At 51.6% G+C, this 11,114-nt stretch carries 14 protein-coding genes and 3 pseudogenes; 11 read left to right on the plus strand and 6 right to left on the minus strand.

Going from position 1 to position 11,114, the window contains the following annotated elements; genetic code table 11:
• Positions 1-8: 8 nt before the first annotated feature.
• The 3 genes and pseudogenes from ACL2XO_RS03220 to ACL2XO_RS03230 form a co-directional block, all read left to right on the plus strand.
• A pseudogene (locus tag ACL2XO_RS03220) lies at positions 9-352 on the plus strand (tyrosine-type recombinase/integrase); the annotation flags it as partial.
• Between the two features lie 27 nt (positions 353-379).
• Complete coding sequence (locus ACL2XO_RS03225; RefSeq protein ID WP_413742166.1) at positions 380-658, plus strand: type II toxin-antitoxin system ParD family antitoxin; 279 nt, start codon at positions 380-382, stop codon at positions 656-658.
• The gene (locus ACL2XO_RS03230; protein ID WP_413742167.1) at positions 655-969 is read left to right on the plus strand and encodes a type II toxin-antitoxin system RelE/ParE family toxin; all 315 of its coding nucleotides are present in this window, start codon (positions 655-657) and stop codon (positions 967-969) included. Before ACL2XO_RS03225 ends, ACL2XO_RS03230 begins: the two co-directional genes overlap by 4 nt.
• A gap of 285 nt (positions 970-1,254) precedes the next feature.
• Here the strand turns inward: ACL2XO_RS03230 and ACL2XO_RS03235 are convergent, their stop codons facing one another.
• Positions 1,255-1,419 carry a hypothetical protein gene (locus tag ACL2XO_RS03235; RefSeq protein WP_413742168.1) on the minus strand — a complete coding sequence of 55 codons (165 nt, stop codon included), beginning with the start codon at positions 1,417-1,419 and terminating at the stop codon, positions 1,255-1,257.
• Positions 1,420-1,877: 458 nt separating this feature from the next.
• Here ACL2XO_RS03235 and ACL2XO_RS03240 point away from each other — a divergent pair, with 458 nt between their 5' ends.
• The 5 genes and pseudogenes from ACL2XO_RS03240 (at position 1,878) to ACL2XO_RS03260 (ending at position 6,353) form a co-directional block, all read left to right on the plus strand.
• Complete coding sequence (locus tag ACL2XO_RS03240) at positions 1,878-2,573, plus strand: hypothetical protein (RefSeq protein ID WP_413742169.1); 696 nt, start codon at positions 1,878-1,880, stop codon at positions 2,571-2,573.
• A 447-nt stretch (positions 2,574-3,020) separates the two neighbouring features.
• Positions 3,021-3,365: an adenylate cyclase gene (locus ACL2XO_RS03245; RefSeq protein WP_413742170.1), complete on the plus strand. Its 345-nt coding sequence runs from the start codon at positions 3,021-3,023 to the stop codon at positions 3,363-3,365.
• A 328-nt stretch (positions 3,366-3,693) separates the two neighbouring features.
• Positions 3,694-4,269, plus strand: a pseudogene (locus ACL2XO_RS03250) (IS256 family transposase); the annotation flags it as partial.
• Between the two features lie 462 nt (positions 4,270-4,731).
• Entirely contained in the window at positions 4,732-6,084 is a 1,353-nt protein-coding gene (locus ACL2XO_RS03255) for a VENN motif pre-toxin domain-containing protein (RefSeq protein WP_413742171.1), read from the plus strand.
• Between the two features lie 5 nt (positions 6,085-6,089).
• The gene (locus ACL2XO_RS03260) at positions 6,090-6,353 is read left to right on the plus strand and encodes a hypothetical protein (protein ID WP_413742172.1); all 264 of its coding nucleotides are present in this window, start codon (positions 6,090-6,092) and stop codon (positions 6,351-6,353) included.
• Positions 6,354-6,403: 50 nt separating this feature from the next.
• Here the strand turns inward: ACL2XO_RS03260 and ACL2XO_RS03265 are convergent, their stop codons facing one another.
• Positions 6,404-6,733 (minus strand): SymE family type I addiction module toxin, encoded by a 330-nt coding sequence (locus tag ACL2XO_RS03265; RefSeq protein ID WP_413742173.1) that lies wholly within the window; start codon positions 6,731-6,733, stop codon positions 6,404-6,406.
• Between the two features lie 57 nt (positions 6,734-6,790).
• Positions 6,791-7,129: a helix-turn-helix domain-containing protein gene (locus tag ACL2XO_RS03270; RefSeq protein ID WP_413743025.1), complete on the minus strand. Its 339-nt coding sequence runs from the start codon at positions 7,127-7,129 to the stop codon at positions 6,791-6,793.
• Between the two features lie 64 nt (positions 7,130-7,193).
• On the opposite strand from ACL2XO_RS03270, the gene ACL2XO_RS03275 reads away from it, so the two are divergent.
• Together ACL2XO_RS03275 and ACL2XO_RS03280 are read left to right on the plus strand one after the other, a co-directional pair.
• Entirely contained in the window at positions 7,194-8,624 is a 1,431-nt protein-coding gene (locus ACL2XO_RS03275) for a VENN motif pre-toxin domain-containing protein (RefSeq protein WP_413742174.1), read from the plus strand.
• Complete coding sequence (locus ACL2XO_RS03280; RefSeq protein ID WP_413742175.1) at positions 8,611-8,877, plus strand: immunity protein; 267 nt, start codon at positions 8,611-8,613, stop codon at positions 8,875-8,877. The genes ACL2XO_RS03275 and ACL2XO_RS03280 overlap by 14 nt, the downstream gene beginning before the upstream one ends.
• Before the next feature lie 52 nt (positions 8,878-8,929).
• On the opposite strand, the gene ACL2XO_RS03285 is transcribed toward ACL2XO_RS03280, so the two are convergent.
• The 3 genes from ACL2XO_RS03285 to ACL2XO_RS03295 all read right to left on the minus strand — a co-directional run bounded on the left by ACL2XO_RS03285 (position 8,930) and on the right by ACL2XO_RS03295 (position 10,198).
• On the minus strand, positions 8,930-9,253 hold the full coding sequence (locus ACL2XO_RS03285) for a SymE family type I addiction module toxin (protein ID WP_413742176.1): 324 nt from the start codon (positions 9,251-9,253) through the stop codon (positions 8,930-8,932).
• A 231-nt stretch (positions 9,254-9,484) separates the two neighbouring features.
• Complete coding sequence (locus tag ACL2XO_RS03290; RefSeq protein WP_413726404.1) at positions 9,485-9,718, minus strand: helix-turn-helix transcriptional regulator; 234 nt, start codon at positions 9,716-9,718, stop codon at positions 9,485-9,487.
• 237 nt (positions 9,719-9,955) lie between these two features.
• Positions 9,956-10,198 carry a hypothetical protein gene (locus ACL2XO_RS03295; protein WP_413726405.1) on the minus strand — a complete coding sequence of 81 codons (243 nt, stop codon included), beginning with the start codon at positions 10,196-10,198 and terminating at the stop codon, positions 9,956-9,958.
• 83 nt (positions 10,199-10,281) lie between these two features.
• On the opposite strand from ACL2XO_RS03295, the pseudogene ACL2XO_RS03300 reads away from it, so the two are divergent.
• Positions 10,282-10,550, plus strand: a pseudogene (locus tag ACL2XO_RS03300) (tyrosine-type recombinase/integrase); the annotation flags it as partial.
• Positions 10,551-11,114: the final 564 nt, after the last annotated feature.

The following is an 11,114-nucleotide window of genomic DNA, read 5'->3' on the forward strand; positions in this document are numbered from 1 at the left end:
TTTCACGTCTGGCGGCGTTAACGCCCAATGCCATTACCAATCTGACCAGCGCCTACGTAAAACGCTCAGGGATAGACAAGCCGGTGCGTGTCACCTGTTCCGGCATGCGATGGCGACGCAGATGCTGGAGAATGGCGCGGACGTGCGCTGGATACAGGCGATGCTGGGCCACGCCAGCCCGGAGACGACGCAAATCTACACTTAGGTAAGCATCGGAGCGTTGCTGGCGGCACATGCGGCGACGCATCCGGTGGAGCAGGCGGAGAGCGACAGGCCGGACGGTGACGACGATGTTGGTCTGCTGGCCGCTCTGCTGGATGATGACGAGAGTGGAAAAAATGAGTATGATTAAATCCTACTCATTAGGAGGAAAGACGCAATGCGCACTACACAACAGATGAGCATTACCCTGCCCAACGAAATGGCAGCCAGTGTAAAATCCAAAGTCGCCAGCGGTGAATATGCCTCTGAAAGCGAAGTCATCCGCGAAGGCTTGCGGGCGCTGGACGCGCGCGATCGGGCTATGGAAACCTGGTTGCGCGAAGAGGTGGTCCCGGCATATCAGGCGCTCAAGGCGGACCCAAGCAGGGGACTGAGCGCGGACGAAGTGCGCGCCAACTTAGCGCGTGCCCACAAGGAGAAAACCAAAAAGACATGACGGACTATCGAGTGGTGTTCGCACCGGAAGCGAACAAGCAGCTTGTAGCGCTGTATGACTATATCGCTGAAGCCGCTTCGGCGGCCGTCGCAGAAAGCTATACGGATGGCGTTGTCGATTACTGCGAGTCGTTAGCGCAGTTCCCACACAGAGGAAATCAGCGCGACGACCTGGTGCCAGGGTTGCGCATAACCCACTACAAAAAAAGGACGGTGATCACGTTCGTGGTGGATGATGAAGCCCAGGAAGTTGACATTATGGGAATCTGGCACGGTGGTCAACAATATGAAGCGTTCTTCACTATCCAATGAACACAAGCGCTGACGCAACGAAAGCGAACCCACTCTCTGTCAGGCCGCTGGCAAGGTGACAGGCAAGAGGCGCGCCATCCGTGGCGCACCTCTTGCCCTTGTCGGCATAGGCGAGGGCGGGAATCAATGGCCGCCCGGCCCGCACAGGCTTCAGCACACCATGCAGGCCCTGTTGCGGGCCGTTCGGCCATTAAACAGAATGCGCGGGGATTATACGCCGCCGTCCCTGCAGGCGATAAAGGCTGAATCAGCCAAGGCAAGCGGTCCGTCTTCGCATAATCCGCATTATGTCGCGCGCCCCCGCTGTCGGCTCTTTAGCTCGGCGTGACGCACAGGGCGGCGCCGGTGGGCGGCTTGCCCTCTGCTGCAAACCTCGGTTATCCCCTTGGCCCCGCCGGTGGGGCCGCCATCCCTGGCGGCGTCAAAGCCGGTGCCCTTCTTCAGCAACATCAACATCAACACCTTAAAGGGTTGTCGGCCTCACGGCCTCCGCTTAAAGGCTTAATGCCCGCCCGGCTGCGTCTGCCCGTCACGGCTCGCAGTTGCTGCGCTCCTTGCTCGTTCCCGCGCCGGCCAGCTTCCGCCCCCCGCCCGGTGTGGAGCTGTCATGTCCCCCGTGCCCTTAACCGTCTGTGTCCCAAAGCGCCGCGCAACGTCGCTAGCGGGCCTCGCCAGCCCGCGCCCGGCAGACGGTTCGACGGACCGCAGGCAAGCTGCGCCCCGCCTCACCGCCGCGTCGTAAAAACCGCTTCGTATAAGAAATTGAGAGAAAAGCGTTGATACGCTGTTCTGGCAACGTCGCGTCAACAGGTGAAAAAGGCGCGTCGGGGTCTTCGGTTGGGACAGGTAAACCGTGCTGAGAAGAATGCCGACTAACACGCTGATAGCACAAGGAAAAACGACGTTCGATGAGAGGGCTTACATCAGGTGACGTTGTTGTGGAGAATAACTCTCTGAGCCTGCCCAAAGGCATGGAGAGCATTATCGATGCGCAAGGCAGCTTGTACGTGAATACCAATCTGACCGATGAAATGTGCAATGTGCTTAACCCTATGCCGGAAGAAGAGAAAGCGGCTGCGTCACAACGTATGGCGGCAGGAGACCTCCCGGCAGAACAGCCCGCCACGGCATTACTGACGCAATGGGGCAATATGCTCAGCGGCGTGGTGACGATGGGGCCGGGGGCAGCGGTAGGCACCGCCGCCGTGGTGACCGGCGGCGTCATTGGCGGTGTTGCCAATAGCGGCGTGCAGTTAACGACCAATGGCGATAAGCCGTTCAGCTATACCGATGCGCTTATTGCAACCGGTCTTGGTGCGGTCACGCAAGGCCGAGGTATCGTGGCTCAAGAGGCCATTAACATCGGTGGCGCTTATCTCGGCAGTACGATTAAAGGGGAAAATCCGGTAGGGCCGATGGTGGGGGCTGGCGTTGGGACAGCTACGGGGATGGCGGCTGGCAAGATGATCGCCGTAGGTCATCAGATGAAACCAATAGTTAATGATAGCTCTGCCCAACTAGGTGGGGCAGCATTAGGTGCTATTTCCTCAGAAATGACAGGCAATAAAATACAAAAGAAGTTTAAGGGGGAAGGAACCGAGTGATTATAAAAAACACTAAAAATTACTTACTTCCTAAACTTATATTTTATTGGATTATAATCACATTTATTTTTTCTTATTTATTGATACTGTCAATCTCGATTTTGGCTTACTTTAAGATAAACAAATTCAATTTCGGATACGATGATTTAATTTATTCATTAAAGGTCGGATTAGCGGGTGGAGGGCCTATAGGCATTGGTTGCTGGGTATTATACAAGCTACAAGAACATAAAGAGAAAAGTTCCTCATCTAATGATTAATACCGATAACCCCGGTCTCAGCGCCGGGGTTCCCCTCATCAGCCCACCTGATTACTCAGCCCGACTTCCCGCGTTCAGCTTCTCCTGAAGCGCCAATCCCTGTATCACCTGCTCAAGTTCCAGGATCCAGTATGGCACGACAGGAGAAGTTAAACTCTCGGATGTCATTGGCGCCGGTGTCATTGGTATGATAACAGGCGGTAAAGGTTATAACCCGACAGTGTCTTGGAACGCCGTAGGTGGTTATTACTCGGCTGAGATAAAAGGTGATGATCCCATGATGGGCGCATTGCTGAGTAAGACCGGTGCATCGCTGGGTTATGCTACTGGTAATTTAATTAAAGTGCCGATGGACAAGGTACTAAACCCCATATCTAAGCAGTATGAGTGGGTGCCAACAGGCGTATGGACGATAACTAAACCTGTCGCGATGAATCCGATGCCAAACTTAATGGGGAATATTGTGGGCAGCGGGGCATCTGAGTCAACAATGCACGGATTGACTGAAATGATTAAGGCGAATAATAAATGACGATAAAGAGCAATATAATGAGAATTTTTGTTCTCTCTCTTTACGTGGAACTCTCATTATTTTTTGGTCTTTTTGTCATTTTTTTATTCTTATCATGGTTGCAATTAGATTTAAATACAACATTGCATGAATGGAAAAATTCCATTTCCACTATTTTATTTTTAAGTTCTAAAATAAGTTTAGTGGGAATACCAATCGGTTTTGTTCTTTGGTTTTTTTATTATCGCAATATGTGAAAACATAACCCTGAACTTAATTTAGTCACATCCCGGCCACTGAGCCGGGATTTTAACGTTAAGGCTTCAGACGGTCGGTTCGGTTCTGATGGAATGTACTGACTGAGTTGAAAAATCGCGGTCTTCAAGACATCCTTATCGCCTGCGTGGATGGCTTAAAAGGCTTCCCAGAGGCGATAAACAGCGTTTACCCGCAAACACATATCCAGCTTTGCATTATTCACATGGTCCGCAACAGCCTGAAATTCGTCTCGTGGAAAGACTACTATAAGGGCGTTACTGCCGGGTTAAAGGCCGTCTATCAATCACCGACGGAAGAAGCCGCCCTGATGGCGCTGGATACGTTCGCAAACGTTTGGGACGGTAAATATCCGCAGATTAGCAAAAGCTGGCGAGCCAATTGGGGAAATCTCAATACCTTTTTTACTTATCCGCCCGATATCCGCAAGGCTATCTACACCACTAACGCGATAGAGTCTCTCAACAGCGTAATCCGTCAGGCAATAAAAAAGCGAAAAGTCTTCCCAACGGACGATTCGGTGCGGAAGGTGATTTACCTTGCGATAGGATCGGCGTCGAAAAAATGGAGTATGCCGATCCAAAACTGGCGGTTGGCGATGAGTCGATTTATTATTGAGTTCGGTGACCGTCTGAACGGCCACATTTAATAGGGTGGCAATTACACAGAATTATCTACAGGGTCTATAGAGCCTGATTTTTATTAGTTCATAGCCCCGGCCACTTCGCCGGGGTTCCTCCTTTAGCCCACCCGGTTACTTAACTCGGCTTCTCTATGTCAGCATCTCCCTAAGCGCCAGCCCCCCTATATCACCTGCTCCAGATCCAGCCGCGACTGAACCGACAGCCGGTCGGTCTGTTGCAGTACTTCGTTCATTAGCGCGTAGGGCTGGGTGGTGATCACCAAACAGCCCTCCATCACCCTGATGGCCAGCGGCGGCGACCCAGGGCTTGGGATATGACGGGTTCTGACTTACAATCGCGCTTAGTCACGGTAACTATCCTCTTTAGTTGCTTATGGTTAGCAAAATAATGGTGTTGGCGCACCGTTGTTCTGCGTCTATAAATTTCGTTTTTAGCGGCTATTTCTTCATCGTCCAGCGCTTGGCATCATGCATATGCAAAATGCCGGCAATGACAATATCCGCTGCTTCCCATTTCTTCTCTTCAAGATGGGAAGTCGCTTCAAACTCACCAAGGCTGCGTTCAGCCCCGGCAGCCCAATAGTGCGTAAACAGGTGAAGGATATCATCCCCAGCGAGGCGGACCGTCAGGAGGCCCGTGATGCGCTGGCAAAGGGTAAAAACCCCAACGAAACCCCAACAGATAAGCAAATCAAGGACTATATCCGCGCCGTCGCTTATAATCAGGCATTGTCGGGATCGGGATTCGGTACCGGCGGCGGCAACCTCAAGGCGCTCACGGCGGCGGTTGCGGCGGCGCAGGGACTGGCGGGCGTTAATCCGGGCCAGGCGCTCGCCGGACTGGCGGCGCCGTATGTGGCCACGGAGATAAAAGATCGTTTCGACACCGACACGGCGCGTATCACCGCCCATGCGGTGGCGGGCGCCATGCTGTCGCATCTGCAAGGCCACAGCGCCCTGGCGGGCGGCGCGGGCGCGTTAAGCGCCGAGGTGGCGGCCAAGGGAATAACCCACTATCTGTATCCGGGCATTGAACCGGGCCAGTTGACGGAAAAGCAGAAGGAGACGGTCAGCGCCTGGAGCAGCATGGTAGGCGGCTTGGCCGGCGGATTGACAGGGACAGGTGGGGGAGATGTGGTGGACGGAGCGCAGGCAGGGAAGAATGCGGTGGAGAATAACTCTCTGAGCCTGCCCAAAGGCATGGAGAGCATTATCGATGCGCAAGGCAGCTTGTACGTGAATACCAATCTGACCGATGAAATGTGCAATGTGCTTAACCCTATGCCGGAAGAAGAGAAAGCGGCTGCGTCACAACGTATGGCGGCAGGAGACCTCCCGGCAGAACAGCCCGCCACGGCATTACTGACGCAATGGGGCAATATGCTCAGCGGCGTGGTGACGATGGGGCCGGGGGCAGCGGTAGGCACCGCCGCCGTGGTGACCGGCGGCGTTATCGGCGGCGTGGCCCAAAGTAGCGTGCAGTTGGCAACCAAAGGTGATAAGCCGTTCAGCTATACTGATGCGCTGATAGCCATCGGTACCGGCGCGGTTACGCAAGGTCGGGGGATCATGGCGCAAGAAGCGATTAACATCGGCGGCGCTTACCTGGGCAGTTCGATTAAGGATGAAAGCCCGGTGGGGCCGATGGTTGGGGCTGGTTTCGGGACTTTGGTAGGGGCCGGGACGAATAAAGTTGTGGTTGATAAATTAAAGCCAGTTTTAGCAGAAAATACTGGGGAAATGATCGGTAATGTCATTGGTTCAATGAGTGCCGAGGCCGCAGATAATTCAATGCAAAACACATTAAATGAGAGGAAATGATTTAAATGAGGCCTAAAACTGTTGGGTTTTATTTATTGGTTTTTCTCATTTTATATTGCGTTGCACTTGCAATTGTCACTGTTTTAATGACAAAAGTGATAGTGTTCATTATTGGTTATTTATTTTTTGATGCATCCTATTTTGATTGGAAAGAAGATTCATTTTATGCGTTTAAAGCAGGAGTGGCCGGAGGTATTCCCCTTGGGATCGGTTGTTGGATATTATCCAAGCTAAAAGAAAATAAAGAGAAGAGTTCTCCATCTAGTTAATTAATACCGACAACCCCGGCCTCATTGCCGGGGTTACCTTATGAGTGAAATTACTTACTTAGCTTTACTTCACTAGTTAGCTTCTCGCGCAGCGCCAGCCCCTGTATCACCTGTTCCAACTCACGCCGTGACTTGGCCGACAGCCGGTCGGTCTGTTGCAGCACCTCGTTCATTAGCGCGCTGGGCTGGGTAGTTATAACTAGACAGCCATCCATCACCCTGATGGCAAGCGGCGTGCCGGTCAAAAAGCCAGCCTGCTCTAGCCACTTGCCCTTCAGCTTGACTTGTGGGTAACGGTAGGCGTCTGGAGCGTAGCCCACAATACTGTGGCGTAGGGCTTGGGATATAGCGGGTTCTGACTTATCATGTTGCTCAGCCATGGTAACTACCTCTAACTAGTTGTTATGGTTAGCGGTTAATGCAGGTTGCTGCCTGCTTTAGCCGCGCTCGGTTATCTGTTTAGCTTGGTATTTTAAAATCATTCCATCCAATAACGCCCGGACAATCCGGCGCTCTTCCTCCGGCATGCCGCTAACAGCTTCAAACTGCAGTGCTAAATCGTCAGATGGGCTGCGTTCGTGCTCATCAAACACCAAACCGTCCAAAGAGACATGCAATACTTTAGCCAACCGAATCAGGGCGTCTAAGGTGGGTTGCGCAGACCCCGCCTCATACCGGCGTATCTGGTTCACATGAACTGACGCCCCGTCAGCCAGGGCCTGTTGAGTCAGGTCAGCGGCTTTGCGAAGTTGTATCAATCGAGTGGGAAAATGCATCGGTAAAACCCAGGTAGTGGATGTCACCATACTGTAACCGCCCTCGCTGACAGCGCTTGGCATCATGCATATGCAAAATGCCGGTAATGACAATATCCGCTGCTTCCCATTTCTTCTCTTCAAGATGGGAAGTCGCTTCAAACTCACCAAGGTTGCGTTCAGCCCCGGCAGCCCAACAGTGCGTAAACAGGTGAAGGATATCATCCTCAGCGAGGCGGTTATCGGCGCCCTGAATACCGCCAACAAAAGGGCGGAAAACATCAGCGAGGCGGACCGTCAGGAGGCCCGTGATGCGCTGGCAAAGGGTAATAACCCCAACGAAACCCCAACGGATAAGCAAATCAAGGACTATATCCGTGGCAATGCCTATAATCAGGCATTGTCGGGATCGGGATTCGGCACCGGCGGCGGCAATCACAAGGCGCTCACGGCGGTGGTTGCGGCGGCGCAGGGACTGGCGGGCGGTAATCCGGGCCAGGCGATAGCCGGATTGGCGGCGCCTTATGTGGCCACGGAGATAAAAGAGCGTTTTGACACCGACACGGCGCGCATCACCGCCCATGCGGTGGCGGGAGCCATGCTGTCGCATCTGCAAGGCCACAGCGCCCTGGCGGGCGGCGCGGGAGCGTTAAGCGCCGAGGTGGCAGCCAAGGGAATAACCCACTATCTGTATCCGGGCATTGAACCGGGCCAGTTGACGGAAAAGCAGAAGGAGACGGTCAGCGCCTGGAGCAGTATGGTAGGCGGCTTGGCCGGCGGATTGACAGGGAAAGGCGGGGGAGATGTGGTGGCAGGAGCGCAGGCAGGGAAGAATGCGGTGGAGAATAACTCTCTGAGCCTGCCCAAAGGCATGGAGAGCATTATCGATGCGCAAGGCAGCCTGTACGTGAATACCAATCTGACCGATGAAATGGGCAATGTGCTTAACCCTATGCCGGAAGAAGAGAAAGCGGCTGCGTCACAACGTATGGCGGCAGGAGACCTCCCGGCAGAACAGCCCGCCACGGCATTATTAACACAATGGGGCAATATGCTCAGCGGCGTGGTGACGATGGGGCCGGGGGCAGCGGTAGGCACTGCCGCCGTGGTGACCGGCGGCGTTATCGGCGGTGTTGCCAATAGCGGCGTGCAGTTAACGACCAATGGCGATAAGCCGTTCAGTTATACCGATGCCCTTATTGCAACCGGTCTTGGTGCGGTCACGCAAGGCCGAAGTATCGTGGCTCAAGAGGCCATTAACATCGGTGGCGCTTATCTCGGCAGTACGATTAAAGGGGAAAATCCGGTAGGGCCGATGGTGGGGGCGGGGTTAGGAACTGCTGCGGGTGTGGCAACTGGGGGGGTAATTGCTGCAGGTCATCGAATGAAGCCGATAGTAAATGAAAACGTAGCTGAAACTTTAGGAAATATTGGCGGCTCGCTTGCCAATGAAATAATTAGCAATAAGACACAAGGTCCTAACCTTTTGATAAAAGAAAAAAATGAAAATCCATAAAGTCGGCTTTAACTTAATGATTTTATTGATGGTCTATTGTTCTATGAGCATGATTATTATTTCTTTGATGGCATATTTATGTGCGGCTATTTTCATATTTTTTGATACCGGTATATTCGATTTTAATTGGGGACTAGATGGGCCTTCGTCCATCAAGGCGGGATTAGCAGCTGGGATCCCGGCAAGCGTAGGGATTTGGATATTATCCAAATTAAAAGAGCAAAAAGAGAAAAGCTCCTCATCTAAAGATTAACACCGATACCCCGGTCTCAGTACCGGGGTTCCTCCTTTAGCCCGCTCGATAACTAAGCCCGGCTTCCCTCTGTCAGCTTCTCCCTGAGCGCCAGCCCCTGTATCACCTGCTCGAGCTCCAGCCGCGACTGGGCCGACAGCCGGTCGGACTGTTGCAGCACCTCGTTTAGCCGCGAGCCGGACTGGGTGGTGATGACCAGACACCCCTCCATCACCCTGACCACCAGTGACATGCCGGTCAAAAAACCGGCCTGCTCCAGCCACTTGCCCTTAAGCTTGACCTGCGGATAACGGTAGGCGTCTGGGGCGTAGCCCACAACGCTCTGGCGCAGGGCTTGGGATATGACGGGTTCTGATTTACAATCATTCTTAGCCATGATCAACTCCTTTATAGTTGGTGCTGGTGAGCGGACTGTAAGTGTTGCTGCACTTTCAGTCCGCGTTAGTTTTCATTAGTAGTACCTAATGTTCATTCTGCGCTTGTGTCAAGATTGCATTGTGTAAACCTGTGACCAGCTTTTGCTGGGCCTTAGGTAATCGCGGTCGATAGCCTCAATTTGCCGCTACCATTTAGACAAAGGGTTACGTTTACGCGATATTTTTGCCGGCTATTCATTAAATAATTCATCCAATGAAACGGAGAGTATTTCAGCGACTTTCGGTAGTATGGGTATTTGTATTCTACGTCGCCCAGCCTCCCACGCTTGAATGGTCTGTTGAGAAACATTGAGCACCTTGGCCATTTGTACTTGCGTCATACCATGAGCTTTGCGTAAACGGTTAATTCGCTTCCCTAATGCCACCAAAAATAATTGTTCTTCATTACTTATGGTAACCACCATAATTGCGTTTATCCGTATTTTTAGGATGAAAAATCATGACGCTCCATTTATGTTCCATTGCTTAAAATACTACTTAATGTAATGCATGGATGTCAATTTTTACAAAAATTATTTTTTGAATTGTCGAGAGTCTTCCAAAAATTATTGGAACAAGCCCGTCAGCTATCATAATAAAAATTATTGATTAGTGTATCAATAACCTATCTCAATTATATTATGCAATATCCATTAATTGATTTATGAATATGACATGAATATTGTTTTTTTATTCTTTATTTCAATAGTATATTTATCTCCATTTGTAGTAATTACCTTGGTTTTTTGGAATGAAACCCTTGTGATGCTCTCTTCATTATTTGACTTGATGGCAAGAGGTGGAAGGATCGTGGCGGCCCAGGTCGAGACTCGCCGGGAAACAACAACACCATCGGCATCGATCTCTCTTACGGCGGCCAGACCGCCAATTCCTAACAACGTCATGCCAGCGTATGGCCCAGGGAAGAGCTCTCAGCACCGGCGGCGTTATTGCCCACACCACTGAGGGCGGGAATGTAGGATCTTTAAACCATCTGTTCCGCCATGCTATGGACACTCAGATGCTGGAAAACGGCGCGGACCTGCGCTGGAGACAGGGATGCTGAGTCATGCGAGCGTCGAATCCGCCCAAATCTACACTTAGGTGATCATCAAAGCGCTGTCTACGGTGCAAGCGCCTACGCGTCCGGCAGAGCTTACGGAGAGCGAACGGTCGGATGCTGCTGAAGACATCAGACTGCTGGTCGACCTGCGAAGCAAACAAACAACTTATCGCGCAGTAGGACTATGTAGCTGACGCCGCTTCGGCGATTTTCGCTCTAAGCTAAACCGATACGCTGGTAGCAATCGGCACCGGTGCGTTAACGCAAGACCAGCGTGTTGTGGCGGAAGATGCGATTAATATCGGCGGTGTGTTCTTGGGCAGTTCGATTAAAGGGGAAAGCCAGGTGTGGCCGATGATAGTGGCTGACGTTGGGGCTGCGGTGGGTGTGGGGACTGGAAAAGTTGTTGTAGATATTTTTTAACAGCTAGTAGCATAAAATGCTGCTGAAACGTTAGGTAATATTAGTGGATAACTTTTCAGTGAAATTAATAACAATAATACACAAAGTCCCACCCGTTTATTAAAAAAATAGAACCCATGAAGTTGTTTTTAAATTGATGATCCTAATTAATGCCAATAGTTCTGGCCCCACTACCGGGTGACCTGCTCTCTTTTAGTTGCTCCATTCTGTCGACAATATTCTTGTTTAGCTAATCCGCGGCGTTGCCAAGCAAAAATATGCTGTTTTCGTTAAGTAAGGAAATATGGTTTAGCCATGATTTATCTTTTAGAGGCTAAATTGGGTGAGAAATAATT

This window comes from Sodalis sp. RH15, assembly GCF_047324255.1.
Taxonomy (GTDB): domain Bacteria; phylum Pseudomonadota; class Gammaproteobacteria; order Enterobacterales; family Enterobacteriaceae; genus Acerihabitans; species Acerihabitans ligni.